Annotated in this window: 19 protein-coding genes, 6 tRNA genes and 4 rRNA genes; 14 read left to right on the top strand and 15 right to left on the bottom strand. The window is 38.4% G+C overall.

What is annotated here, in order from left to right; all coding sequences use genetic code 11:
* The first annotated feature begins 50 nt into the window (after positions 1 to 50).
* The 3 genes from CEP47_RS07110 to CEP47_RS07120 all read left to right on the top strand — a co-directional run bounded on the left by CEP47_RS07110 (position 51) and on the right by CEP47_RS07120 (position 2,148).
* On the top strand, positions 51 to 587 hold the full coding sequence (locus CEP47_RS07110) for a sigma-E factor negative regulatory protein (RefSeq protein WP_261920280.1): 537 nt from the start codon (positions 51 to 53) through the stop codon (positions 585 to 587).
* Between the two features lie 92 nt (positions 588 to 679).
* Positions 680 to 1,711, top strand: a complete 1,032-nt coding sequence (locus tag CEP47_RS07115) for a MucB/RseB C-terminal domain-containing protein (protein WP_261920279.1) — start codon at positions 680 to 682, stop codon at positions 1,709 to 1,711.
* Entirely contained in the window at positions 1,708 to 2,148 is a 441-nt protein-coding gene (locus CEP47_RS07120; RefSeq protein ID WP_261920278.1) for a SoxR reducing system RseC family protein, read from the top strand. The genes CEP47_RS07115 and CEP47_RS07120 overlap by 4 nt, the downstream gene beginning before the upstream one ends.
* Before the next feature lie 62 nt (positions 2,149 to 2,210).
* Here CEP47_RS07120 and srmB read toward each other — a convergent pair whose 3' ends face one another.
* Entirely contained in the window at positions 2,211 to 3,524 is a 1,314-nt protein-coding gene (srmB, locus tag CEP47_RS07125) for an ATP-dependent RNA helicase SrmB (protein WP_261920277.1), read from the bottom strand.
* Between the two features lie 191 nt (positions 3,525 to 3,715).
* Between srmB and htpG the strand changes: the two genes are divergently transcribed.
* A complete protein-coding gene (gene htpG / locus CEP47_RS07130) occupies positions 3,716 to 5,602 on the top strand; it encodes a molecular chaperone HtpG (RefSeq protein ID WP_261920276.1) in 1,887 nt (628 codons plus the stop codon).
* A 44-nt stretch (positions 5,603 to 5,646) separates the two neighbouring features.
* On the opposite strand, the gene xerD is transcribed toward htpG, so the two are convergent.
* Positions 5,647 to 6,540, bottom strand: coding sequence for a site-specific tyrosine recombinase XerD (gene xerD / locus CEP47_RS07135; RefSeq protein WP_261920275.1), 894 nt, complete (start codon positions 6,538 to 6,540; stop codon positions 5,647 to 5,649).
* A 160-nt stretch (positions 6,541 to 6,700) separates the two neighbouring features.
* On the opposite strand from xerD, the gene CEP47_RS07140 reads away from it, so the two are divergent.
* Together CEP47_RS07140 and CEP47_RS07145 are read left to right on the top strand one after the other, a co-directional pair.
* Complete coding sequence (locus tag CEP47_RS07140; RefSeq protein ID WP_261920274.1) at positions 6,701 to 8,032, top strand: sodium-dependent transporter; 1,332 nt, start codon at positions 6,701 to 6,703, stop codon at positions 8,030 to 8,032.
* Between the two features lie 329 nt (positions 8,033 to 8,361).
* Positions 8,362 to 9,351 (top strand): amidohydrolase family protein, encoded by a 990-nt coding sequence (locus tag CEP47_RS07145; protein ID WP_373463088.1) that lies wholly within the window; start codon positions 8,362 to 8,364, stop codon positions 9,349 to 9,351.
* A gap of 248 nt (positions 9,352 to 9,599) precedes the next feature.
* Here CEP47_RS07145 and CEP47_RS07150 read toward each other — a convergent pair.
* From CEP47_RS07150 to CEP47_RS07195, 10 genes are all read right to left on the bottom strand, one after another.
* Positions 9,600 to 9,675 (bottom strand) — tRNA-Trp (locus CEP47_RS07150).
* Positions 9,676 to 9,700: 25 nt separating this feature from the next.
* Positions 9,701 to 9,777: transfer RNA gene (locus CEP47_RS07155), tRNA-Asp, on the bottom strand.
* An 11-nt stretch (positions 9,778 to 9,788) separates the two neighbouring features.
* A 5S ribosomal RNA gene (gene rrf, locus CEP47_RS07160) occupies positions 9,789 to 9,904 on the bottom strand.
* Between the two features lie 49 nt (positions 9,905 to 9,953).
* A 5S ribosomal RNA gene (rrf, locus tag CEP47_RS07165) occupies positions 9,954 to 10,069 on the bottom strand.
* A gap of 191 nt (positions 10,070 to 10,260) precedes the next feature.
* Positions 10,261 to 13,160, bottom strand: a 23S ribosomal RNA gene (locus CEP47_RS07170).
* 185 nt (positions 13,161 to 13,345) lie between these two features.
* Positions 13,346 to 13,421: transfer RNA gene (locus tag CEP47_RS07175), tRNA-Glu, on the bottom strand.
* Positions 13,422 to 13,490: 69 nt separating this feature from the next.
* Positions 13,491 to 15,028: ribosomal RNA gene (locus tag CEP47_RS07180) — 16S ribosomal RNA — on the bottom strand.
* The 16S, 23S and 5S rRNA genes sit together here with 6 tRNA genes alongside, the layout of an rRNA operon.
* A gap of 128 nt (positions 15,029 to 15,156) precedes the next feature.
* Positions 15,157 to 15,233, bottom strand: a tRNA-Pro gene (locus CEP47_RS07185).
* A gap of 18 nt (positions 15,234 to 15,251) precedes the next feature.
* Positions 15,252 to 15,327 (bottom strand) — tRNA-His (locus CEP47_RS07190).
* A 54-nt stretch (positions 15,328 to 15,381) separates the two neighbouring features.
* Positions 15,382 to 15,458 (bottom strand) — tRNA-Arg (locus CEP47_RS07195).
* A gap of 352 nt (positions 15,459 to 15,810) precedes the next feature.
* Here CEP47_RS07195 and hemL point away from each other — a divergent pair.
* The 6 genes from hemL to CEP47_RS07225 all read left to right on the top strand — a co-directional run bounded on the left by hemL (position 15,811) and on the right by CEP47_RS07225 (position 21,366).
* Positions 15,811 to 17,112, top strand: coding sequence for a glutamate-1-semialdehyde 2,1-aminomutase (gene hemL, locus CEP47_RS07200; RefSeq protein WP_261920273.1), 1,302 nt, complete (start codon positions 15,811 to 15,813; stop codon positions 17,110 to 17,112).
* A gap of 58 nt (positions 17,113 to 17,170) precedes the next feature.
* Complete coding sequence (gene lolB, locus CEP47_RS07205; protein ID WP_261920272.1) at positions 17,171 to 17,854, top strand: lipoprotein insertase outer membrane protein LolB; 684 nt, start codon at positions 17,171 to 17,173, stop codon at positions 17,852 to 17,854.
* On the top strand, positions 17,851 to 18,735 hold the full coding sequence (gene ispE / locus CEP47_RS07210; RefSeq protein ID WP_261920271.1) for a 4-(cytidine 5'-diphospho)-2-C-methyl-D-erythritol kinase: 885 nt from the start codon (positions 17,851 to 17,853) through the stop codon (positions 18,733 to 18,735). The genes lolB and ispE overlap by 4 nt, the downstream gene beginning before the upstream one ends.
* Positions 18,736 to 18,812: 77 nt before the next feature.
* A complete protein-coding gene (locus CEP47_RS07215) occupies positions 18,813 to 19,763 on the top strand; it encodes a ribose-phosphate pyrophosphokinase (protein ID WP_261920270.1) in 951 nt (316 codons plus the stop codon).
* Between the two features lie 3 nt (positions 19,764 to 19,766).
* Positions 19,767 to 20,570, top strand: a complete 804-nt coding sequence (gene xthA, locus CEP47_RS07220) for an exodeoxyribonuclease III (protein ID WP_261920269.1) — start codon at positions 19,767 to 19,769, stop codon at positions 20,568 to 20,570.
* 16 nt (positions 20,571 to 20,586) lie between these two features.
* Positions 20,587 to 21,366 (top strand): TIGR01619 family protein, encoded by a 780-nt coding sequence (locus CEP47_RS07225; RefSeq protein WP_261920268.1) that lies wholly within the window; start codon positions 20,587 to 20,589, stop codon positions 21,364 to 21,366.
* On the opposite strand, the gene CEP47_RS07230 is transcribed toward CEP47_RS07225, so the two are convergent.
* Both CEP47_RS07230 and CEP47_RS07235 read right to left on the bottom strand, forming a co-directional pair.
* Positions 21,363 to 22,049, bottom strand: coding sequence for a CidB/LrgB family autolysis modulator (locus tag CEP47_RS07230; RefSeq protein ID WP_261920267.1), 687 nt, complete (start codon positions 22,047 to 22,049; stop codon positions 21,363 to 21,365). The two genes, CEP47_RS07225 and CEP47_RS07230, sit on opposite strands and share 4 nt — an antisense overlap.
* A complete protein-coding gene (locus CEP47_RS07235; RefSeq protein WP_261920960.1) occupies positions 22,046 to 22,498 on the bottom strand; it encodes a CidA/LrgA family protein in 453 nt (150 codons plus the stop codon). Before CEP47_RS07235 ends, CEP47_RS07230 begins: the two co-directional genes overlap by 4 nt.
* A 183-nt stretch (positions 22,499 to 22,681) precedes the next feature.
* Between CEP47_RS07235 and CEP47_RS07240 the strand changes: the two genes are divergently transcribed.
* Positions 22,682 to 23,899, top strand: a complete 1,218-nt coding sequence (locus tag CEP47_RS07240) for an aminotransferase class V-fold PLP-dependent enzyme (RefSeq protein ID WP_261920266.1) — start codon at positions 22,682 to 22,684, stop codon at positions 23,897 to 23,899.
* A gap of 14 nt (positions 23,900 to 23,913) precedes the next feature.
* A complete protein-coding gene (locus CEP47_RS07245) occupies positions 23,914 to 24,306 on the top strand; it encodes a SufE family protein (RefSeq protein WP_261920265.1) in 393 nt (130 codons plus the stop codon).
* A gap of 66 nt (positions 24,307 to 24,372) precedes the next feature.
* On the opposite strand, the gene CEP47_RS07250 is transcribed toward CEP47_RS07245, so the two are convergent.
* Entirely contained in the window at positions 24,373 to 25,425 is a 1,053-nt protein-coding gene (locus CEP47_RS07250; protein WP_261920264.1) for an AI-2E family transporter, read from the bottom strand.
* Positions 25,426 to 25,521 lie beyond the last annotated feature (96 nt).

Below are 25,521 nucleotides of genomic sequence, written 5' to 3' on the forward strand. Positions count from 1 at the left end.
TGATAGAAAACAATCAAAGACAAATACCGCAGAATCGGAGCAAATTGATTATGCAATATAAAGAGTTACTTTCTGCTTACATTGATGGTGAAGAAGTTAGTCAGGAATTTACGGCTAAACTTTGCCAAGATCAAGACCTACAACAGTCTTGGCATACCTTACATTTAATACGTTCAGTGGTAAGACAAGAAAGTGAAATAGTATTAGGCGATGATTTCACTGCCAAGATGGCAAGTTTAATTGAACAAGAAACAAAAGTGTTAGATGAACAACCTACACCGCCAACAGTTCCAATTATAACAACGCTTAAACGCTATTTTGCACCTGTTCTCCAACTTGCTGTTGCTGCAAGTGTGTGTTTCGTTGCGATTATTGGTGTACAATCTCTCAATCAAGCAGATCGAGAACGTAACTCAGCAGATGTACCAATTTTACAAACATTACCATTTACTCGTTCCGTAGAAGAAGTAAGTTATAATGTTGCAGATAAAAATACCCCAAGTCGTGAAGAACTTGAACAACAAAATCGAAAAATCAATCAAATGTTCCAAGACTACGAATTACAACGTCGGATATACCAGAAATAGAAAATAAACAAAAATAATTTCACCACCACTAGGTGGTGAAATTATTTTTAATTACAATAGATTACAAGTAGTGTGACGTAAGGAAATATCAAATGAGAATAAAACTGACTGTCTCTTTAATTATCACTTCATTTATCAGTCTCTTCTCTCAAATCGTTCAAGCAGATAAAACTATACCGCTTAACTCCCCTGCACTTACTCGTTTACAACAAATGACTGAAGCAAGTGAGAAAAGTAATTATGAAATCTATTTTTCACGTAATACAGATCTTGCTGATACTTCTGTCCGTTATCGTTATGTTAATGATAATGGTAAAAAATATGCACAATTACTTTATCTTGATGGGGTACGACAAGAAATTTTACAACGTGATAATATCATCAGCTATTTCACGCCTCACTATCCTCCTTTCAGTATCCAAGGATCACATATTATTGATGAACTACCTGCGGTGTTATATGCCGATTGGAACCAATTAGCTAAATATTACGATTTTATTCAAGGAGGAAAAGATCGCGTAGCAGATCATATTGCTTATGTCATTCGTATCCTGCCAAAAGATGATTTCCGTTATCAATATGTTGTCTGGCTTGATGAAAATAGTGGTTTACTGCTCCGTAGTGAAATTCTCGATCGGAATGGTAATATTCTTGATCAATTTAAAGTGATTGATCTTACCTTAAGCGATCACTTAAAACAGATTATTACACCATTAAATAGCCTTACATTACCACCGATTTTATCGCTAGAAGAAGAAAGAGTGGATAATAAAAATACCCACTCAACCACCACAACCTCTAACCCAACACCAACATTTAACTGGACACCATCTTGGCTACCTAAGGGGTTTATCGAACTTAACCACGCTTATCTACCGGGACAAGACTTGCAAGAAAGCCGCCTATATAGCGATGGTCTGTTCTCTTTTTCTATCTATGTTACCAATAAGCCTATTCCATCGGCTTTTAGTGGTATTGCCCGTACAGGTCTAAATACAATTTATACAGACAACGTAAATGGTCATGCTGTTACTATCATTGGACAAATCCCTGCGACGACTGCCCGCCGTGTAGTACAAGATATTAAATTTAAAGCCAATGCCAAAGGAGAGGAAAAGCAATGATGATTGAAAATGCGACCGTAATTGACTATCAAAATGGCATTGCCACCGTAAAATGCCAAAGTAAAACCAGTTGCGGTCATTGCCAAGCCAAAGCAAATTGTGGTGTCTCTGTATTATCAGAATTAGGTCAACTCACTGGTAAAGCGGAGGAACATCACTTTACTATTACCAGTTCAATTCCTCTAACCCCAGGGCAAAAAATCTTAGTTGGTTTAGATGAAAAAGCACTCATTCATTCGGTATTACTCGTCTATATCCTTCCATTAATCACTTTATTAACTACTGCAATAATCACCTCATTTTTTACCTCCAATGAAAGTATCATAGCCTTACTTACCTTAGTAATGACACTACTATCTTTTTTAATTGTGCGTCATTTTGACAAAAAATTAAAAAAACAACCTTACTATCAACCAAAATTCCTCAAAACACTTTAAACCTAAAAAAATAGGTAAGAATTTCTCTTACCTATTTTCGATTAAAACCAGATCATTCCTTTTTATCTTTGCGAGGTTGGCATACGACGTTTACCAATATTTTTAGTATCCCGATGGCGAACCTTCACTTTTTTCTTACTTGCCTCTTTTTTCTCTTCCTTTCGTTGTTTAATTTTTGCCTTTTGTTTTTTCGTTACCCGTTTAATATCCCCATCTTTCGGGGCTTTTGTTCTTGGTTCTAATCCTTCTATTACTCTTGCTTTAAGCAATTCACCAGTATAACGTCTAATTTTACCTAATAATTTATAATCATGTGCTTCAACAAAAGAAATTGCAGTCCCTTTTTTCCCTGCTCTTGCCGTCCGTCCAATTCGATGTAAATAAATATCCGCACTATATGGCAAATCAAAATTAAAGACATGTGAAATATCTTCAACATCAATACCTCTTGCAGCAACATTAGTCGCAACTAAGATTGTCACCACGCCATTTTTTAATTTATCCAGTGCATTATTACGTTGATTTTGAGCCATATCACCTTCTAAATAGGTGCTTCGAATACCACGTTTACGCAAGGTTTCTGCTACATCTCTAACATCTTCTCTCCGACGTACAAATACGATTCCTCTCGTAACTTGTTCAGTTGTGATCGCCCGTACCAACAACTTGATTTTATGCTCTAAATTATCTGCATGGTAATACCACTGATTAATTTTTTTCCGTTCACGTCGGCTAGGTTCAGCTTCAACCCTAACAGGATCTGTCAACAAGCGAGTTGCAAAATCTTCTAACAGTTCACCTTCTAGCGTTGCTGAAAATAGTAAAGTTTGTTTCCGCCAACGTGTTTCTGCTGCAATTTTCTCTGCATCTTGCCCAAATCCCATTTGTAACATACGATCAGCTTCATCAAAAATCAAAATTTCAACTGCACGGCAGTCAAAATTTTCTTCTTTTATATATTGTAATAAGCGTCCCGGTGTTGCGACGACAATATCCTGATTTTTATTAAATACATCACCATGATTTTGATAGGCTACACCACCAGTAATAGTCGCAATACTCAAATGCGTAAAACAAGCTAACTCTGTTGCTTGTTCTGCAACTTGAATGGCTAACTCTCTCGTTGGTGTAAGAATTAAAACTCTTGGTGCACCTGGCTTGCGTCTAGGATAATCTAATAAATGTTGAATCGCTGGTAGTAAGAATGCGGCTGTTTTTCCTGTACCCGTTGGAGCAGAACCTAACACATCACTACCATTCATTGCAGCAGGAATAGCTTCAGTTTGAATAGCTGTCGGACGAAGATAGCCTTTCCGCTGTAATGCTTTTAATAGGGCTGGATCTAACTCAAATTCCACAAATTGAGACTGTAACATAATACCTTTTACTCATTTGATTAAATTCATTAATTAAAAGTAATTATAACGAATTTTGAGGCAAAAGTGGGCTTAGTTTGCCACCTTTTAGCTTAAATTCTATTTATTCCTACATTTTCTAACTTGAAATAAGATGTATTGTCCCCATTTGCTAGAAGTAAAAAATTATTGGATACATAATGGAGAAAAGCATGTCTATAAATCAAGAAACTCGTGGTTTTCAGTCTGAAGTAAAACAATTATTACAATTAATGATCCACTCTCTTTACTCTAATAAAGAGATTTTTCTACGTGAATTAATTTCTAACGCTTCTGATGCTGCAGATAAATTACGTTTTAAAGCACTTTCTCAACCTGAATTATATGAAGGTGATGGAGAATTAAAAGTTCGCATTCATTTTGATGAGAAAAAAGGTACTCTCACTATTAGCGATAACGGGATCGGCATGACCCGCGATCAAATTATTGAACATCTAGGTACAATTGCTAAATCTGGTACAAAAGAGTTTTTATCCACCATTGGTGCTGAACAAGCAAAAGATAGCCAACTTATTGGACAATTTGGAGTGGGATTCTATTCTGCCTTTATTGTTGCTGACAAAGTGACAGTAAAAAGCCGTGCTGCGGGCGTTCCAGCAGATCAAGCTGTTTTATGGGAATCTGCAGGTGAGGGCGAGTTTACTGTTGCAGATATTTCTAAACCAGAACGTGGTACAGAAATTACTTTACATTTACGAGAAGATGAAAAAGAATTTTTAAACGAATGGCGTTTAAGAGAAATTATCAGTAAATATTCCGATCACATTGCATTACCTGTTGAAATCTTAACCAAAGAATTTGATGAAGAAGGCAAAGAAACAGGAACAAAATGGGAAAAAATCAATAAAGCACAAGCATTGTGGACTCGCTCAAAAGGTGAAATTAGTGATGATGAATATAAAGAATTTTATAAACATTTAAGTCATGATTTTGCTGAACCTATCTTATGGGCTCATAATAAAGTTGAAGGAAATCAAGAATATACAAGCCTACTTTATGTTCCAGCTAAAGCACCTTGGGATCTGTTTAATCGTGAACAAAAACATGGTTTAAAACTTTATGTTCAACGTGTTTTTATTATGGACGATGCTGAACAATTTATGCCTAACTATTTACGTTTCATTAAAGGCTTAATTGATTCTAACGATTTACCATTAAACGTTTCACGTGAAATTTTACAAGATAATAAAGTTACTGCAGCACTACGCAAAGCATTAACTAAACGTGCTTTATCTATGCTAGAAAAACTTGCTAAAGATGAAGATAAAACGAAATATCAACAATTCTGGCAAGAATTTGGTTTGGTGCTGAAAGAAGGTCCAGCAGAAGATCCTAGCAACAAAGAAAAAATTGCGAAACTACTTCGTTTTGCGTCAACACACAATGATAGCAGCGAACAAAGCGTATCCTTAGAAGATTATGTTGCCCGCATGAAAGAAGGGCAAAAAGCGATCTACTATATTACAGCGGATAGCTACATTGCAGCTAAAAATAGCCCACATTTAGAGATCTTCAATAAAAAAGGAATTGAAGTATTATTACTTTCTGATCGCATTGATGAATGGTTAATTAGTTACTTAACTGAATTTGATGGAAAACCACTACAAACCATCAGTAAATCAGATCTCGATCTCGGCGATCTAGACGATAAAGCAGATGAAGAAAAGCATAAAGAAGAAGATCAATCCTTCGCCTCGTTTATTGAAAGAGTAAAAACATTATTAGGTGAACGAGTAAAAGATGTTCGCTTAACCCATCGTTTAAGCGAAACACCTGCTGTTGTTTCAACTGATAATGATCAAATGACGACCCAAATGGCAAAACTTTTCGCTGCTGCAGGACAAAAAATGCCAGAAGTAAAATATACTTTTGAATTAAATCCTGAACATCATTTAGTGAAAAAAGTGGCTGATATTGCTGATGAACAAGAATTTGCTGAATGGATTGAATTACTCCTTGATCAAGCAATGCTTGCAGAACGCGGTACTTTAGAAAATCCTAGCGCATTTATTAAACGTGTGAATCGTTTATTGCAATAATAAACGATATTAATTATCCAACCGCACGCATTTAGTGCGGTTTTTTATCCTCTTGGATGAAATCTTTCGTGGATACGTTTCAAACGTTCTTGAGCAACATGCGTATAAATCTGAGTTGTCGATAAATCACTATGCCCGAGTAACATCTGTACAACTCTTAAATCCGCTCCATGATTCAGCAGATGAGTAGCAAAAGCGTGGCGGACAACATGTGGTGAAAGAGAATTACTATCAATACCTGCTTGCAATGCATAGTATTTTATTCTGTGCCAGAATGTTTGGCGAGTCATCTTATTACCTCGCCGACTAGGAAACACGATATCACTGCTTTGCCCTGATAGTAAGATAACACGTGCATACTGAATAAATTCTGTTATCCAATAAGTCGCTTCTTCTCCCATTGGAACTAAACGTTCTTTATCACCTTTTCCCATCACTCTTACCACACCTTGATTAAGGCTGATATTATTCATCGTTAAGCCCACTAATTCACTAACTCGCAACCCTGTTGCATATAACAGCTCTAACATAGCTTTATCACGCAATTCTAGCGGATCTTCCACTCGAGGGGCATTAAGCAAATCCATAACTTGATCTTCACTCAGAGATTTTGGCAATCTATTTGGTAACTTCGGCGAAGTTAAAAGGGAACAAGGATTATCTGCTCTATATTTTTCTTGATATAAATAGTAAAACAGCTTTCGCATTGCACTCAAAAGGCGAGCCGAGCTAGTTACTTTATAGCCTTGCTCTAAGCGTTGTCCTAAGAATTGTTGTAAACCAAGGTAATCAACTGTCAAAAAAGTAAGCTGCTTTTCGCTTAGCCATTGACTCAATATTTTTAAATCTAAGCGATAAGATGAAATTGTATTTTCTGATAGTCCTTTTTCTAGCCATAAATCATCTAAAAAAAGGGTAATTAGGCTATTATCGTTCATTAGTTGTTACTCATTGTACTAATCTGTATAATTGTCCGCTTTCAGAAAAGAAAGGAAAAGAATTGTATTGCATACTTTTCTCCTATCTTACTTATTTTTATTCAATTTTTCAGGCTGTTTTCAACCATAACAGCAACTTTTCATTATATAGAGGTTTTTTATGTCTCGTTCCCAGTGGGGATCCCGCATTGGTTTTATTTTGGCTTCAGCCGGTTCTGCTATCGGTTTAGGTGCTATTTGGAAATTCCCTTATGTTACTGCAACACAAGGTGGAGGTGCATTCTTATTTATTTACTTAGTGATTAGTTTAACTATCGGCTTAATCCTAATGTCAACTGAAATGGCTCTTGGACGTACAGCTCATGCTGGACCTATCGGTGCATTTCGCCGCTTAGGAGGTAAAGCTTGGGCAAGTATTGGTATTATGAGTGTTGTTGTCGCATTCCTCATTTTATCTTTTTACAGTGTTGTTGGTGGCTGGACTGTAGCTTATTTAGTCAAATCTATAACAGGTTCTTTGGTCACTTCAACCGATTCTACCCTGAATCAAGCCCAATTTACGAATTTTATTACCGATGACTATTCACCAATCTTTTATCATTTTATTTTTGCGTTCTTAACACTCTTTACTGTCATGTCAGGCGTTGAAAAAGGTATAGAACGTATGGCGAAATATTTAATGCCATTATTACTCTTATTAATCTTAGTATTAATTGCCAGAGTCATTACCTTACCGGGTGCAGAAGAAGGTATCCGTTTCTTTCTCACCCCCGATTTTAGTAAAGTAACCAGTAATACTTGGCTAGAAGCATTGGGACTCGCCTTTTTTTCTCTTTCATTAGGACTCGGAGCAATGATTACCTATGGTTCCTATGTTGGACCTGAAACTAAATTACTTAACTCCTCAGCTTGGGTAATTATTTTAACACTCATCACCTGTATCTTAGCAGGTTTAATGGTATTACCTGCGATGTCAGCCTTTGGTTTTAAAGCAGAAGCTGGTCCCGGACTAACCTTTATCACTATGCCTGCCGTCTTTGCAAGTATGCCATTTAGTGCTCTTTTTTCTTCTCTATTTTTTGCTCTTTTATTAGTTGCAGCCTTAACCTCTTCTATTTCATTATTAGAAGTATTAGTCAGTTTCTTCATTGATGAATTTAAAATGCGAAGAGTAAAAGCAGGTATTCTCTCTTTTATCCTCTTTTTCCTAGTCGGTGCAGTAGCTTCATTGTCACTTGGCTCTTGGAGTGAATATACTATCTTCGGTTATAACTTCTTTGATGCTCTAGATAAACTGACTCAAAATATTCTGATGCCATTAGGCGAAATATGCCTAGCAATCTTTGTTGCTTGGTTCTCTTGGAAACCAATTAAAATCAGTTTAGCTGGGCATAATAACCACTCTTTGGGCTTTAAATTATTTTATTTTGGCTTAGCGGTTATCGTTCCCATTGTTATTTTTACGATTTTCTGGAGTGGCTTATTTAATTAAGCCTCAAGATTTCATTTAGCTAATTTAAAAGTGTGATTACATAACTATAATAGTTAAAATCACACTTTTTTCTTACTAGCAATAGTTAAAAACTATTATCTTTTCTTATTATAACACTTTATACTTCCTCGCTAGTGTTTATCAAACTCATACCATAGAAAGAAAATGTTTAATTGGCGAATAATCCCATCTCAATCAAAAATTCATTTACGATCACTGATCGTATTATTTTTCATTTTTCTTTCTAAAATTAAATCCTCATTTGAGGATTTTTTTTTACCTGTCGTTTTACTTTCCCCCGATACTGATACCTAATTAAGGAGCTTATAATGAACCATATTCGTACGTTTAAATCCTATATTCGTGATCAAATTATCAAACAAGGGGGATGGGTAAATGCACACGCTCATGCAGATCGTGCATTCACTATGACCCCAGAGAAAATTCATATCTACCACAATAGCAACTTACAGCAAAAATGGGATTTAGTGGATGAAATTAAACGCAATTCAAGTATTGATGATTATTATGCTCGCTTTAGTCAAGCAATAGAACTTATGATTTCACAAGGGGTAACAGCCTTTGGTACCTTTGTTGATATTGATCCAATTTGTCGAGATCGAGCTATTCTTGCCGCACATAAAGCCCGTGAAGTATATAAAAATGATATTGAACTTAAATTTGCCAACCAAACCTTAAAAGGTGTTATTGATCCTATTGCAAAACAATGGTTTGACATAGGTGCAGAAATGGTGGATATCATCGGTGGTTTACCATATCGAGATGAAGTTGATCACGGTAAAGGATTAGAAGCGATGGATATTTTAATGGATAAAGCAAAATCCTTAGGAAAAATGCTACATGTTCATGTTGATCAATTTAATACACCGCAAGAAAAAGAAACGGAACAACTTTGCGATAAAACCATTGAACATCAAATGGAAGGAAAAGTAGTCGCTATCCATGGAATTTCGATTGGGGCTCATTCAAAACAATACCGTTACAATCTATATAAAAAAATGAGAAAAGCCAAAATGATGATGATTGCATGCCCTATGGCATGGATCGATAGTGAACGTAAAGAAGAACTAATGCCATTCCATAACGCATTAACACCTGTCGATGAAATGATTCCAGAAGGAATTACTGTGGCTATCGGTACTGATAATATCTGTGATTATATGGTACCGCTATGCGAGGGAGATATGTGGCAAGAATTAAGCCTTCTTTCAGCTGGCTGTCGTTTCCCACACTTAGAAACGATGGTTGATATTGCAAGTCATAATGGCAGAAAAGTTTTAGGATTAGAAAAATATTAATCTCATTATGGTATTTAACTCTAAGAACAATAAATATTGATTCTATTAATAAACAACAATAGGAATATTCTCCACTTAGAGTTTAAATACACTAAATATTATTCTTTATAAATCAATAATATATAAAAATATCACTTTGAATTACTGATAATTCATGTATTAAATTTATATAAAAAAGTCAAAAACAGCTGATTAAGTAAAAAATGTGTAGTCTTCTAAGGAAAGAAATAAAAGAAGTAGACTCTTAATGGCAGGGGCGGAGAGGCTCGAACTCCCAACACCCGGTTTTGGAGACCGGTGCTCTACCAATTGAACTACGCCCCTAAAGATAGGATTTTAGATAAAAAAATGGCGGAATGGACGGGACTCGAACCCGCGACCCCCTGCGTGACAGGCAGGTATTCTAACCAGCTGAACTACCACTCCGCAAATTAGGTATCTAGCGATGCCTTACTCTCACATAGGGAAGCCCTACACTACCATCAGCATTACAGCGTTTCACTTCTGAGTTCGGCAAGGTATCAGGTGGTACCACTGCACTATTATCGCTAGAAAATTTTTATTTTTTAAGAATACTTTAATCAAATATACTTAAAAAATAACCCCGGCGGTACCCTACTCTCACATAGGGAGACCCTACACTACCATCGGCATCACAGCGTTTCACTTCTGAGTTCGGCAAGGTATCAGGTGGTACCACTGCATTATGACCGCCGGGAAAATTCTTTTTATCTTGTTGTTTGTTATTCGTTGTTCTCTGTTTGTTTCGTTCTGTCGTGAGTTTGTTAATTTTCTTTATTTATTGATAAAGATAACGTTAAACTCACCAGTTAACGGCTTAACATTCGTTAAGTTATTTAGCCACAAGCTACTCAAGAGTACCCACTCCCCAAAACATTTGAGCGTTGTATGGTTAAGCCTCTCGGGCAATTAGTACGGGTTAGCTCAATGTATCACTACACTTACACACCCCGCCTATCTACGTCTTAGTCTTAAACAACCCTTACAGTCTTATAGACTGGGAGAACTCATCTCTTGGCAAGTTTCGTGCTTAGATGCTTTCAGCACTTATCTCTTCCGCACTTAGCTACCGGGCAATGCGTCTGGCGACACAACCCGAACACCAGCGGTGCGTTCACTCCGGTCCTCTCGTACTAGGAGCAACCCCAATCAATTCTCCAACGCCCACGGCAGATAGGGACCGAACTGTCTCACGACGTTCTAAACCCAGCTCGCGTACCACTTTAAATGGCGAACAGCCATACCCTTGGGACCTACTTCAGCCCCAGGATGTGATGAGCCGACATCGAGGTGCCAAACACCGCCGTCGATATGAACTCTTGGGCGGTATCAGCCTGTTATCCCCGGAGTACCTTTTATCCGTTGAGCGATGGCCCTTCCATGCAGAACCACCGGATCACTATGACCTGCTTTCGCACCTGCTCGACGTGTCTGTCTCGCAGTCAAGCTTGCTTATACCATTGTACTAACCTCACGATGTCCGACCGTGATTAGCAAACCTTCGTACTCCTCCGTTACACTTTGGGAGGAGACCGCCCCAGTCAAACTACCCACCAGACACTGTCCGAGCACCTGTGCGGGTGCTTCGTTAGAACATCAAACGTTAAAGGGTGGTATTTCAAGGTTGACTCCAACAAGACTGGCGTCTCATCTTCATTGTCTCCCACCTATCCTACACATTAAAATTCAATGTTCAGTGTCAAGCTATAGTAAAGGTTCACGGGGTCTTTCCGTCTAGCCGCGGGTACACCGCATCTTCACGGCGATTTCAATTTCACTGAGTCTCGGGTGGAGACAGCCTGGCCATCATTACGCCATTCGTGCAGGTCGGAACTTACCCGACAAGGAATTTCGCTACCTTAGGACCGTTATAGTTACGGCCGCCGTTTACTGGGGCTTCGATCAGATGCGTCTCTTGCGATAACATCATCAATTAACCTTCCAGCACCGGGCAGGCGTCACACCCTATACGTCCACTTTCGTGTTTGCAGAGTGCTGTGTTTTTAATAAACAGTTGCAGCCAGCTGGTCACTTCGACTGGTTCATGCTCCATTCGCGAAGAACTTCACACTACGCCAGCGCACCTTCTCCCGAAGTTACGGTGCTATTTTGCCTAGTTCCTTCACCCGAGTTCTCTCAAGCGCCTGAGTATTCTCTACCTGACCACCTGTGTCGGTTTTCAGTACGGTTTAGATAAACCTGAAGCTTAGTGGCTTTTCCTGGAAGTGTGGTATCAGTTACTTCAACACCTTAGTGTCTCGTCATCATTTCTCAGTGTTAGCGGTGAACCGGATTTGCCTAGTTCACCCACCTACCAACTTAAACGTACATATCCAGCAGTACGCTAACCTAACCTACTCCGTCCCCACATCGCAGTTTATCCAAGTACGGGAATATTAACCCGTTTCCCATCGACTACGCTTTTCAGCCTCGCCTTAGGGGCCGACTCACCCTGCCCCGATTAACGTTGGACAGGAACCCTTGGTCTTCCGGCGAGGGGGTTTTTCACCCCCTTTATCGTTACTTATGTCAGCATTCGCACTTGTGATACCTCCAGCAAACCTCTCGATTCACCTTCAACGGCTTACACAACGCTCCCCTACCCAACAGACAGACGTCTGATGCCGCAGCTTCGGTGCTATATTTAGCCCCGTTACATCTTCCGCGCAGGCCGACTCGACTAGTGAGCTATTACGCTTTCTTTAAATGGTGGCTGCTTCTAAGCCAACATCCTAGCTGTCTAAGCCTTCCCACTTCGTTTCCCACTTAATATAGACTTGGGGACCTTAGCTGGCGGTCTGGGTTGTTTCCCTCTCCACGACGGACGTTAGCACCCGCCGTGTGTCTCCTGAACATTACTCTTTGGTATTCGGAGTTTGCATCGGGTTGGTAAGCCGGGATGGCCCCCTAGCCGAAACAGTGCTCTACCCCCAAAGGTATTCATTCAAGGCTCTACCTAAATAGATTTCGGGGAGAACCAGCTATCTCCCGGTTTGATTGGCCTTTCACCCCCAGCCACAAGTCATCCGCTACTTTTTCAACAGTAGTCGGTTCGGTCCTCCAGTTAGTGTTACCCAACCTTCAACCTGCCCATGGCTAGATCACCGGGTTTCGGGTCTATACCTTGCAACTTATCGCCCAGTTAAGACTCGGTTTCCCTTCGGCTCCCTTATTCAGTTAACCTTGCTACAAAATATAAGTCGCTGACCCATTATACAAAAGGTACGCAGTCACCCCTAAAAGGGGCTCCCACTGCTTGTACGTACACGGTTTCAGGTTCTATTTCACTCCGTTCGCCACGGTTCTTTTCGCCTTTCCCTCACGGTACTGGTTCACTATCGGTCAATCAGGAGTATTTAGCCTTGGAGGATGGTCCCCCCATCTTCAAACAGGATATCACGTGTCCCGCTCTACTTGTTGTTAGCTTAGTACCATAATAACGCTTTCAAATACGGGACTATCACCCTCTTTGGTTTGGCTTTCCAGCCACTTCTTTTAGCTTTATTATTATCTCTAACGGCTCTTCCGCGTTCGCTCGCCGCTACTGACGGAATCTCGGTTGATTTCTTTTCCTCGGGGTACTTAGATGTTTCAGTTCTCCCGGTTTGCCTTCCTTTGCTATGGATTCACAAAGGAATGATAGATTCTTCATCTATCGGGTTTCCCCATTCGGATATCGTGGGATGATAGCGCCTCTTATCGACTCTCCCACGCTTTTCGCAGATTTGCACGTCCTTCTTCGCCTCTGATTGCCTAGGCATCCACCGTGTACGCTTTGTCACTTAACCATACAACCTCAAATGCTTTGATTTACTTTGCCTTTGTGGTTGATGCTTATCAGAAGTATCGCCTTTCGCTTCAACACTTCTTCTCTCAAATACTTCACAACCTCTCGGTCGCTTGAGTACTCTTCTCGTTTCTTTGCTTGTGTCTAAATTTTTAAAGAACAATGTATCGTAAAGATACCGTCAAATGGCGTCCCCACGGGGATTCGAACCCCGGTTACCGCCGTGAAAGGGCGATGTCCTAGGCCTCTAGACGATGGGGACACATTTGACGATACCCTTCTTTACTTCCCATCAAACAATCTGTGTGAGCACCCAAAGACCTCTTTTCGGTAAGGAGGTGATCCAACCGCAGGTTCCCCTACGGTTACCTTGTTACGACTTCACCCCAGTCATGAATCATACCGTGGTAAACGCCCCCCTCGCAGTTAAGCTATCTACTTCTGGTACAACCCACTCCCATGGTGTGACGGGCGGTGTGTACAAGGCCCGGGAACGTATTCACCGCGACATTCTGATTCGCGATTACTAGCGATTCCGACTTCATGGAGTCGAGTTGCAGACTCCAATCCGGACTACGACGCACTTTCTGGGGTTCGCTCCACTTCGCAGCTTCGCCTCCCTCTGTATACGCCATTGTAGCACGTGTGTAGCCCTACTCGTAAGGGCCATGATGACTTGACGTCATCCCCACCTTCCTCCGGTTTGTCACCGGCAGTCTCCTTTGAGTTCCCGACCTAATCGCTGGCAACAAAGGATAAGGGTTGCGCTCGTTGCGGGACTTAACCCAACATTTCACAACACGAGCTGACGACAGCCATGCAGCACCTGTCTCTAAGCTCCCGAAGGCACAGTCTTATCTCTAAGACCTTCTTAGGATGTCAAGAGTAGGTAAGGTTCTTCGCGTTGCATCGAATTAAACCACATGCTCCACCGCTTGTGCGGGCCCCCGTCAATTCATTTGAGTTTTAACCTTGCGGCCGTACTCCCCAGGCGGTCGATTTATCACGTTAGCTACGAGAGCCAGAACTATGTCCAACCCCCAAATCGACATCGTTTACAGCGTGGACTACCAGGGTATCTAATCCTGTTTGCTCCCCACGCTTTCGCACATGAGCGTCAGTTCTTGTCCAAGGGGCCGCCTTCGCCTCCGGTATTCCTCCACATCTCTACGCATTTCACCGCTACACGTGGAATTCTACCCCTCTCTACAAAACTCTAGATGAACAGTCTGAAATGCAGTTCCCAGGTTAAGCCCAGGGCTTTCACATCTCACTTATCCATCCGCCTGCGTGCCCTTTACGCCCAGTTATTCCGATTAACGCTCGCACCCTCCGTATTACCGCGGCTGCTGGCACGGAGTTAGCCGGTGCTTCTTCTGTGACTAACGTCAATTGCATTATCTATTAAACAATACACCTTCCTCATCACCGAAAGAACTTTACAACCCGAAGGCCTTCTTCATTCACGCGGCATGGCTGCGTCAGGGTTCCCCCCATTGCGCAATATTCCCCACTGCTGCCTCCCGTAGGAGTCTGGGCCGTGTCTCAGTCCCAGTGTGGCTGGCCATCCTCTCAGACCAGCTAGAGATCGTCGGCTTGGTAGGCCCTTACCCCACCAACTACCTAATCTCACTTGGGCTCATCTTATGGCAGGTGGCTAAAAGTCCCACCCTTTAATCTCTCGATACTATGCGGTATTAGCCATCGTTTCCAATGGTTATCCCCCTCCATAAGCCAGATTCCCAAGCTTTACTCACCCGTCCGCCACTCGTCAGCGTAAGTACAAGTACTTACCTGCTACCGTTCGACTTGCATGTGTTAAGCCTGCCGCCAGCGTTCAATCTGAGCCATGATCAAACTCTTCAATTTAATCTTTTTAATCTTTCAATTCTTGAATCGACATCCGCTCTTACTGACTTCTTCTTCAGCACTCTCGGACGCCTTAACGTCTCCAAGTGCCCACACAGATTGTCTGATGACTTTTTAAAGAACAAAAATGGTCGGCGAGATAGGATTTGAACCTACGACCCACTGGTCCCAAACCAGTTGCGCTACCAAGCTGCGCTACTCGCCGATTTAATCTGTATTAGATTGGGGTGGCTAATGGGACTTGAACCCACGACAACCGGAATCACAATCCGGGGCTCTACCAACTGAGCTATAGCCACCATATATTATATTAAGTTTTCTAAGCGTTAGCTTTGAATCACAGTGAACGCAAATGGCGCGCTCGACAGGATTCGAACCTGAGACCTTTGGCTCCGGAGGCCAACGCTCTATCCAACTGAGCTACGAGCGCTCTCGCGTCGTTGCGGGGCGTATATTAATGACTTTCCCTAAACCTGTCTAGCACTTTTTTCATATTTTTTTTCACTTGTTGTTATTTTAGCCGTTAATTAGATTTTTTAATCATTTTTTGTTGTTTTTAGCACAAAAATAGCAAATTAGATGACTATTCAGTATAAATTTGAATAACTATTATGTACTTTTTTAGTGACTATCTATTTTAAATAAGCATTTTATTACTCTTAATATTAGAGAACTTTAATGAATAAAATAATAAATTTTTTACTAACCCGAGATCTAAAGCTCAGTTTCCAGTAAAATATCTACCTTTATTGATTAAGTATTTACTTTTATAGGATCAAATTATGACTATTTCTGGTCTAACACATTCAAACGAACTTTTTTTTCAAGCACAAAAATCAATTCCAGGTGGTGTAAATTCACCGGTACGTGCATTTAATGGCGTTGGCAGTACACCTATTTTTATTGAAAAAGCAGAAGGTGCTTATCTTTTTGATAGTGATGGAAACCACTATATTGATTATGTTGGTTCTTGGGGACCAATGATTTTAGGTCATAACCATCCAACAATCCGAGAAGCCGTTATTAAAACAGCAGAAAAAGGATTAAGTTTCGGTGCTCCAACTGCTTTAGAAATTACGTTAGCCGAAAAAGTTTGTGAATTAATTCCTTCAATTGAAATGGTAAGAATGGTTAGCTCTGGTACCGAAGCTACAATGTCTGCTATTCGTTTAGCTCGTGGCTATACTCAGCGAGATAAAATTATTAAATTTGAAGGGTGTTATCACGGGCACGCTGATTCATTGTTAGTTAAAGCAGGTTCTGGAGCTTTAACACTAGGTCAACCTAGTTCCCCCGGTATTCCTGCTGACTTTGCAAAACATACGCTGACTTGTACTTATAATGATTTAAATTCTGTAAAACAGGCTTTTGAACAATATCCAACAGATATTGCTTGTATTATTGTTGAACCTGTTGCTGGGAATATGAATTGTATCCCTCCACAAGAAGGTTTCCTACTTGGATTACGTCAATTATGCGATCAATATGGTGCTTTATTAATTATTGATGAAGTGATGACTGGTTTTCGAGTCGCATTAGCAGGTGCTCAATCTTATTATAATGTCACTCCAGATTTAACCTGCTTAGGTAAAATCATTGGTGGTGGTATGCCAGTTGGTGCTTTTGGTGGTAAAAAAGACATTATGCAATATATTGCTCCTACTGGTCCCGTTTACCAAGCAGGTACTTTATCAGGTAACCCTATTGCAATGGCAGCAGGGCTGGCTTGTTTAACTGAACTCTCTAAAGCTGGCAATGAAGCAAAATTAGCAGAAAAAACTGAAAAATTAGCCTTAGGCCTAAAAGCATTAGCAGACAAACATCAAATTCCATTTGCTGTCAATTATGTTGGAGGTATGTTCGGTTTCTTCTTTACTGAAAACACCCAAGTGACTTGTTATGCAGATGTAATGAAATGTAATATTGAACGGTTTAAAGCCTTTTTCCAAGCTATGTTAAAAGAAGGTATTTATCTTGCACCATCAGCATTTGAAGCTGGGTTTATGTCACTTGCTCATACCGATGAAGATATTGAAAAAACACTACAAGCCGCTGACCGAGCATTTGCTTGTTTAACTCGCTAAGATAAAAAGGAAAACCAGAAAGGTTTTCCTTTATTTACTCTTTATTAAAATAAATACTATGTGCTTAACTCCAATTTTTCATACACTTTTATCATATAGTTGCACACTATCATATCGCATAAGTCGATATCGCACTGCTATTTTACTAATAACTAGTCTGATCCTAACGGCTTGTAGTAGCCAAATATCTCAATCAATACCACCTACTCAAGCTAAAATAGATCAAACACTGGCGTGGCAAAAACACAGACAACAACTCGAAAATATTCGTGCTTATCAAGTTAATGGTCAATTAGGCTATATTGGTAAAAAACGGTTTTCCACTCATTTTAATTGGCAATATCATAATCCTGAAAATTATCAATTAATTTTATCTATTGCCCTAATTGGCAAAGAAATACGTCTTATTCGTACTCAATCAGAATTAACCATTATTGATGATAATGGGAAAAGCTACACAGATCGTGATTCTCATCGTCTAATTCAACGAGTTTTAGGGTTCGATTTTCCATTAGAAGCATTTCCTGATTGGTTAAAAGGTTTACCACAACAAACTAAAAATTATCGCTTAACAAATAATGGATTATTGGATAGTTTCGACTATCAATTAAATGGACAACAATGGAAAATCAAATATCTTAACTATGATCTCTTTGTTCAACCTGCTCTACCTAAGCAAATCCTGATAGAAAATAGTGAACAAAGTCTCAAAATACTATTAAAACACTGGACATTACAATGAATCCTAACTTCTGTTTTTCCTCTATTTTAGCAACGGAAAGTCCAATCAATCGCTTTCCTTGCCCAGCTAAATTAAACCTTTTTCTTTATATTAATAACCGTCGTACTGATGGCTATCATGAATTACAAACTTTATTTCAATTCTTAGATTATGGCGATTGGCTTACTGTTAATCTTCAAGATGATTCAAAAATTAATTTGTTCCCCGAATTGCCAAATATTCCAACCGAACAAAATCTTATTTTTCGAGCGGCAACACTCTTACAACAAACAACTCAATGCCATTTAGGGGCTGATCTCTACTTAGAAAAAATCTTACCTCAAGGTGGAGGATTAGGTGGTGGATCATCCAACGCTGCCACAACTTTGGTCGCTTTAAATCATTTATGGCAAACAGGACTCTCACTTGAAAATCTCGCTGAGTTAGGTTTAACCTTAGGTGCAGATGTTCCCGTTTTTATTCAAGGATATGCTGCTTTTGCCGAAGGTATTGGGGAAAAATTAATACAATGCGAACCAGCTGAAAAATATTATCTTGTTTTAAAGCCAAATGTTTCAATTTCTACAGTGGATATATTCCAAGCGGAACACTTACCTCGCAATACGCCGAAACGTTCTCTAACAGATCTTTTATGCCAAAAATATTCAAATGATTGTGAAAAAATTGTACGAGAAAAGTATTCTGAGGTTGAACTCGCCATTAAGTGGTTGATACAATATGCACCAACACGCTTAACTGGAACGGGAGCGTGTGTTTTTGCCGAATTTGATACACAAGAGAAAGCAAAATTTGTCTATCAACAAAAACCTTCATATTGGGAAGGTTTTATCGCTCAAGGACTAAACCGTTCTCCGCTTCATCAATACCTTGATAAGCGATAATTGTACTTGAGAAAAATGAATACTCAGATTGCTTTTGCAATCCTACTTTACAATATCCATAACACACTGGGGTTAAAATGCCTGATATCAAGCTCTTTGCTGGTAACGCAACGCCAGAATTAGCCAAACGTATTTCTGAGCGTCTTTATACATCACTTAGTGATGCAACTGTTGGTCGTTTTAGTGATGGCGAAGTGCAAGTTCAAATTAATGATAATGTCCGTGGTTCTGATGTTTTCATCATTCAATCTACTTGTGCACCTACTAATGATAATTTAATGGAACTTGTCGTCATGATTGACGCATTACGCCGTGCTTCTGCTGGTCGTATCACTGCCGTCATTCCATATTTTGGCTATGCACGTCAAGATCGTCGAGTTCGTTCAGCTCGTGTGCCAATTACAGCAAAAGTAGTCGCTGATTTTCTCTCTGGCGTTGGTGTTGATCGTGTTCTCACCTGTGATCTACACGCTGAACAAATCCAAGGTTTCTTTGATGTTCCTGTGGATAATGTCTTTGGTTCACCAGTTTTAATTGATGATATCTTGAAAAAAACAGATTTAGAAAATCCGATTGTTGTTTCACCAGATATCGGAGGGGTAGTCCGTGCGAGAGCTGTTGCAAAACTGTTAAATGATACAGATATGGCGATTATCGATAAACGCCGTCCTCGTGCAAATGTATCACAAGTAATGCACATTATTGGCGATGTTTCTAATCGTGATTGTATTCTCGTTGACGATATGATCGATACAGGTGGTACACTATGTAAAGCTGCTGAAGCCTTAAAAGAACGTGGAGCAAAACGTGTTTTTGCTTATGCAACTCACGCCGTCTTCTCTGGTGCTGCAGCAAAAAATTTAGCACATGATGTATTAGATGAAATTGTCGTTACCGATACAATTCCACTTAGTCAGGAAATTATCGCACTGAATAAAGTTAGAGTATTAACTCTTTCGGGAATGTTAGCTGAAGCTATTCGCCGCATCAGCAACGAAGAATCTATTTCAACCATGTTCAATAATTAAGCAATGAAATTCCTCTCTTTTAACATTAACGGATTACGAGCAAGACCTCACCAATTACAAGCAGTGGTTGAACAATATCAACCTGATGTCATTGGCTTGCAAGAAATTAAAGTTGCCGATGAAATGTTTCCACATGAAATCGTGCAAGATTTAGGTTATCACGTCTATTATCATGGTCAAAAAGGACACTATGGGGTTGCTTTATTAACCAAACAAGCACCATTAGATGTGAGAAAAGGCTTTCCAACAGATGATGCTGATGCCCAACGGCGGATTATTATGGTGGATCTTGAAACTCAATTTGGTCAACTCACCGTAATAAATGGTTATTTTCCTCAGGGAGAAAATCGAAATCACGCCACAAAATTTCCTGCAAAAGAGAAATTCTATGCTGATCTGCAACGTTATATCGAAGAAGATCATAATCCAGAAAATCCTTTAATCATTATGGGTGATATGAATATTAGCCCAACAGATCTTGACATAGGGATTGGAGAAACTAACCGTAAACGTTGGTTACAAACTGGAAAATGTTCTTTCTTACCAGAAGAAAGAGAATGGCTGGGTCGATTACATGCCTATGGATTAGTCGATACTTTCCGTCAACTTAATCCTGAGACTAACGATAAATTCTCCTGGTTTGACTATCGTTCAAAAGGGTTTGATGATAATCGAGGCTTAAGAATCGATCTTATTTTAGCAAATACTAAATTAGCTCAAAGATGTACTAAAACAGGTATTGCTTACGATATACGATCAATGGAAAAACCTTCAGATCACGCACCTGTTTGGGCTGAATTTGAATAACTATAAGGGATTGAGAATGAAAGACACCACTACTAACTTCCAATCGTATCGCTCTCTTCTCAATGATAAGATTGCTCTTTTTTCTGTTAACTTATCTCTTGCGAATCGTTACGAAGAAGGAAAAAATGTAACTTGTGTTCATTTTTCAATCCCCTATACTGCGAATGAAAGTGGTTTACCAAACAAAGATATTTATCAAGAACACCTAGAAACATTATTCAGAATTCTTATTCAGCTAGAAGCACTTGATGATATCTTCTATGCTGGACACGTTATTAATAACGGTAAAACTAACATTTATTTTTACAGTGATGATCCTAGTTATCTTGTTGAATCACTTGCTTTTTTTGAACAAGTTGAACAGATTGAACAACAGTTTGATCATGACTGGGATATTTACTATAACTTTTTACTTCCTTCCCCTTTAGAATTAAATATTCATTCAACCTTAGAAAATTTAGAGATATTACAACAACAAGGCGAAGATTTAAGTCTTCCACATGTAATTGAACATAGTTTTCAATTTGAAAATGAAGAAGATATGTACCTCTTTATCCAAAATAATGAATTAACACAACTTGCTGATTTTCAAATTCATTATACCGAACAGCCCGTCTATTTAGAGTACCAACAACAATATCTCTATTTGGTAATGCTAAAACACAAAATTTCACTTCATGACAATGCAATATTTAAATTGGTCGAAGAATTAGATTATCTTGCTTACCAACACAATGGGCTATATCAAAGTTGGAAAACTATTCCATCAGTTCATACTAAACACATTATTCACTAATAGACTATTGCTACTAATAATTTAAACACTAGCGGTGCTAATAAAGAACTACTAATACCACATAAAACTAACGCCATTGAGCTATATACCCCAGCTTTAGGATCTCGTTCCATACATACTGCCGTGCCTAACGCATGCGAAGCCGAACCAATGGCTAATCCTATCGCTTCACTACGTTTTACGCCCACCAAACGTAAAATAGGATAGCCTAAAATTGAGCCTGTCAAGCCTGCAACAACAATCAAAACAGCTGTAACTGCTGGCACACCACCAACATTATTCGCAATTTCAACTGCAATAGGTGTTGTTACTGATTTAGGTAACATCGTTGCCATAATTTCAAGATCACCACCCAAACATAAGGCTAAAACGGTACCACTGATCATTGCAGATACAGAAGCGACAATAATCACTAATAAAATTAATCGCCAATAATGTTTAATTTGAGGTAATTGCTGATATAAAGGCAATGCGAGTGCGACAACAACTGGACTAAGTAATAAATTTAATGGCTGATTACCTGCATAATAGTCAGCATAAGGTTGCCCGCTTATCAAAAGAAATGCTATCAACAATAATAAGCTAATAACAAAAGAATTAAAAATTAATGATCTCACACGCTTATTGATCCAAACTGCTATACTAAAAGCTAAAATAGTCAATAAACTATATAAATACATCATACTTTTTCCCCAAAATTTTTTAGCTGTTTTTTCTGTTTATACTTTTCTTTTTTAGTTCGTTTTAACACTTTCTGGCGTAAACGGCTAAATTGACGGCGTGAAAAGAGATATTCAGCTAATATCCCTGTTATCACCACCGTAATACAAGTGCTTAAAATATTAGGTAATAATAATGATTTTGCCTGTTCAACTAATAGATCAAAGTAATTTATAATGCCAACACTCACTGGGATAAAAAGCACTGACATATATTTCATTAGAGGTAGTGCAGCAGGTGCAATCCATTGGGGTTGAATGAGCCTTAATGTTAAAGCAATAAAGAGTAATAATAATCCCCAAATAGAAGCAGGGACACCTATTGGCAGGAAATATCTAATCCAATCTCCTAGATAAAGCATACCACCAATAATCAAAATCGCTCTAGATAACTCAATGATTTTACGTAACAACATAATTTTTCGATAATCTCACCAAAAACGGTATAATTCTACTCTGATTTTGATTCAAAATCTTATTTTTTAAAATTTATTTTAATTTTTATCAAAAAAGTAACATTTGACTGATAAAAATTAAGCAAATAAGTAAAATTAGGCACACAAAATTAAAAAACAATCTACTGTAAATATATAGCAATGGATAAAATACAATCTCAACCTTTTGATTTTTCTAATTTTCGTCAGCAATTTCCTTTTTTTAAAGAAAGTCAAATTGTCTATTTAGATTCAACTGCCACCACCCTTAAACCTCAAGTACTACTCGACAGTACCTTATCATTTTATCGTTCTGCTGGTTCTGTTCACCGTAGCCAATATGACTATCAACAAACCCAACAATACGAACAGGCTCGTCAAAACGTTGCTTCTTGGCTAAATGCAGAAAGTAAAGAATGTATTATCTGGACAAGTGGTACTACAGCAAGTATTAATCTTGTAGGATATGGTTTACTTCCTAACTTAACCGCTGATGATCATATTATTATTACTCAAGCAGAACACCATGCTAATTATGTTAGTTGGATTGAGTTCGCAAAGAAAAATCATTCTAAATTACATATTGTCGAGTTAGATCAAAAACATAAAATATCAACACCGCATTTAATTCAATCTTTAAACTCACACACTAAGCTCGTTGCACTCAATTTAATCTCCAATGTTACAGGCATAAGACAACCGATTGAACAATTAATCCCTCTTATTCGTCAAGCTGCACCTCAAGCCCTTATTTTATTAGATGTTGCTCAGGCAATACTACACCACCCCATAGATCTACAACAGCTTGATATTGATTTTTGTACTTTTTCCTGCCACAAAATTTATGGACCAACAGGTTTAGGGATCTTAGCAGGGAAACGTGCTGCATTAGAGCAACTTTCTCCAATGTTTTTTGGTGGGAAAATGGTTGAAAAGATTGAAAATCAACACGTTACTTTTACACAACTTCCATACCGCCTAGAAGCGGGTACGCCTAATATTGCAGCTGTAATTGGCTTTGGTGCTGTACTAGATTGGTTACAACAATTTGATGTTAAACAAATGGCATACCATAGTCTCGCCCTTGCACAACAATGTCGTCAAAGACTCAGTACTTACCCAACTTGCCGTATCTTCAGCGAACCAACAAGTACAATTATCAGTTTTATTTTTATAGGAATTGAAAACAGTGATCTTGCAACATTACTAAGTGAACAAAATATTGCTTTACGTAGTGGTGAACATTGTGCCAAACCCTATTTACATCATTTAGCACTAACTGGTACTCTGCGAGTTTCATTTTCAGCTTATAATAATCAAAACGATTTAGATCGCTTTTTTACAGCATTAGATGCTGCCTTATCACTTTTAACAGATTAATTACATTTATTTATATGGCTACACTTAGTTTAGAACAAATCACATTATTATTTCCGCAACAAGTGAGTTGGGAAGAACGCTATCGTCAACTGATTTTACTTGGCAAACAATTAGAAAAGCCCAAAGATTTAACTGATATTCCTTTAATTCCCGGCTGTGAAAGTGCATTATGGTTCCAAATTTTGCCACAATCTGATGGGTCATTGCAGTTTAAAGCATATAGTGAAGCACGAATTTTAAAAGGACTACTTGTCATTCTCCTTGCAGTAATTGAAGGGAAAACAGCCGAACAACTAAAAAGTTTAGACTTTAATGCACTTTTAACACAATTAGGTTTAGATCAACGTCTCAGTAATACTCGTTTAAATGGATTTAAAACTATTGAGCAACAACTCCGTAATCTTTAATTACTTTACTTAATTCCTTATTCGTTTTTCAACGAATAAGGAAAAAGAGCTCAAGCCTAAAAAACACTATCTATTCTCGACTGATTCATCACTATTATCACCTAAAAAACTGGCATAATTTCTTGTTTTAGGATTTGCTTCTAATCCAACTTTAACTGCCACAGTAAGAGGAACTGAAAGTAACATACCAGTTGTACCTAATAGCCATCCCCAGAAGATTAAAGAAATAAAAATCATTAAAGTGGATAATCCGAGTGTTTTTCCCATTAAACGTGGTTCAATGAAATTACCAATAATCATATTAATGACAATAAAAGCAAATAAAATTAAGACAGCTTCTGACACACCATTTAATAGTAGGACCTGTATAATGACTGGTACTGCCGCTAAAATTGAACCTATATTAGGAATATAATTTAATAGAAAAGTGACTGTTCCCCATAACACCGCATATTGGATATCCAATAAAGTTAACACTAACCAAACTGAAAACCCTGTTAAAAAGCTCACAAATGTTTTTACTGCAAGATAACTAATGACACTATTTAATACCCGTTGTAAGCTATTCATTTGATGTGGTGGTAATATTTTTTTTAGTTTTTGTTTTGCAGATTGTGCTTCAAATAGCATAAAAACAACGATCAGAACCAAGACAAAAATATTCGCTATTGCACCAGATAAACCGCTTAATAAACTGCGGATTATCCCCATTACAATATTTGGGTCAAAGTGTTTAATTAAACTTTCTTTCGGCAAGGTTAAATGAATATTCCAATGTTGCAATAAAGTTGCTAAATCCGTAATTCTTTCAACTAATAACTTTTTATACAAAGGAATTGAATTTGAAAACTCATTTACGGCAGCGCCAACTAACCCAGCAAAAAACGTTAAACCGATAAAAATCAACGCAAATAAAAAGATTACCGCAAGCCAAAGTGGAATCCGATACTTCAACATAAAATTGACTATCGGTGTACAAATAATCGCTAAAAAAAGTGCCAGCAATAACTGGACGACAATTACTGCTGCGGCTTTAATGCCTGCAAAAATAATCACTAAGCAAGCTAAAATAATTAAGCTATTACGAAAAGTTGATGGTGATGAATTATTAATCGCCATAATTGATTCCATTTTTTATCTGTTATCCAATCGGGTTATAATAACAAAAATTTAAGTTTTTATATCTTTTTTAACTCAGAAATAAGGACCATCATT

Origin of the sequence: Mergibacter septicus, assembly GCF_003265225.1 — a bacterium.
GTDB classification, from domain to species: domain Bacteria; phylum Pseudomonadota; class Gammaproteobacteria; order Enterobacterales; family Pasteurellaceae; genus Mergibacter; species Mergibacter septicus.

Bases quoted from the DNA above. Each gene is read 5' to 3' on its own strand.
- CEP47_RS07110 (WP_261920280.1), top strand. From the start codon at position 51: ATGCAATATAAAGAGTTACTTTCTGCTTACATTGATGGTGAAGAAGTT.
- CEP47_RS07115 (WP_261920279.1), top strand. From the start codon at position 680: ATGAGAATAAAACTGACTGTCTCTTTAATTATCACTTCATTTATCAGT.
- CEP47_RS07120 (WP_261920278.1), top strand. From the start codon at position 1,708: ATGATGATTGAAAATGCGACCGTAATTGACTATCAAAATGGCATTGCC.
- srmB (WP_261920277.1), bottom strand. From the start codon at position 3,524: ATGTTACAGTCTCAATTTGTGGAATTTGAGTTAGATCCAGCCCTATTA.
- htpG (WP_261920276.1), top strand. From the start codon at position 3,716: ATGTCTATAAATCAAGAAACTCGTGGTTTTCAGTCTGAAGTAAAACAA.
- xerD (WP_261920275.1), bottom strand. From the start codon at position 6,540: ATGAACGATAATAGCCTAATTACCCTTTTTTTAGATGATTTATGGCTA.
- CEP47_RS07140 (WP_261920274.1), top strand. From the start codon at position 6,701: ATGTCTCGTTCCCAGTGGGGATCCCGCATTGGTTTTATTTTGGCTTCA.
- CEP47_RS07145 (WP_373463088.1), top strand. From the start codon at position 8,362: ATGAACCATATTCGTACGTTTAAATCCTATATTCGTGATCAAATTATC.
- hemL (WP_261920273.1), top strand. From the start codon at position 15,811: ATGACTATTTCTGGTCTAACACATTCAAACGAACTTTTTTTTCAAGCA.
- lolB (WP_261920272.1), top strand. From the start codon at position 17,171: ATGTGCTTAACTCCAATTTTTCATACACTTTTATCATATAGTTGCACA.
- ispE (WP_261920271.1), top strand. From the start codon at position 17,851: ATGAATCCTAACTTCTGTTTTTCCTCTATTTTAGCAACGGAAAGTCCA.
- CEP47_RS07215 (WP_261920270.1), top strand. From the start codon at position 18,813: ATGCCTGATATCAAGCTCTTTGCTGGTAACGCAACGCCAGAATTAGCC.
- xthA (WP_261920269.1), top strand. From the start codon at position 19,767: ATGAAATTCCTCTCTTTTAACATTAACGGATTACGAGCAAGACCTCAC.
- CEP47_RS07225 (WP_261920268.1), top strand. From the start codon at position 20,587: ATGAAAGACACCACTACTAACTTCCAATCGTATCGCTCTCTTCTCAAT.
- CEP47_RS07230 (WP_261920267.1), bottom strand. From the start codon at position 22,049: ATGATGTATTTATATAGTTTATTGACTATTTTAGCTTTTAGTATAGCA.
- CEP47_RS07240 (WP_261920266.1), top strand. From the start codon at position 22,682: ATGGATAAAATACAATCTCAACCTTTTGATTTTTCTAATTTTCGTCAG.
- CEP47_RS07245 (WP_261920265.1), top strand. From the start codon at position 23,914: ATGGCTACACTTAGTTTAGAACAAATCACATTATTATTTCCGCAACAA.
- CEP47_RS07250 (WP_261920264.1), bottom strand. From the start codon at position 25,425: ATGGCGATTAATAATTCATCACCATCAACTTTTCGTAATAGCTTAATT.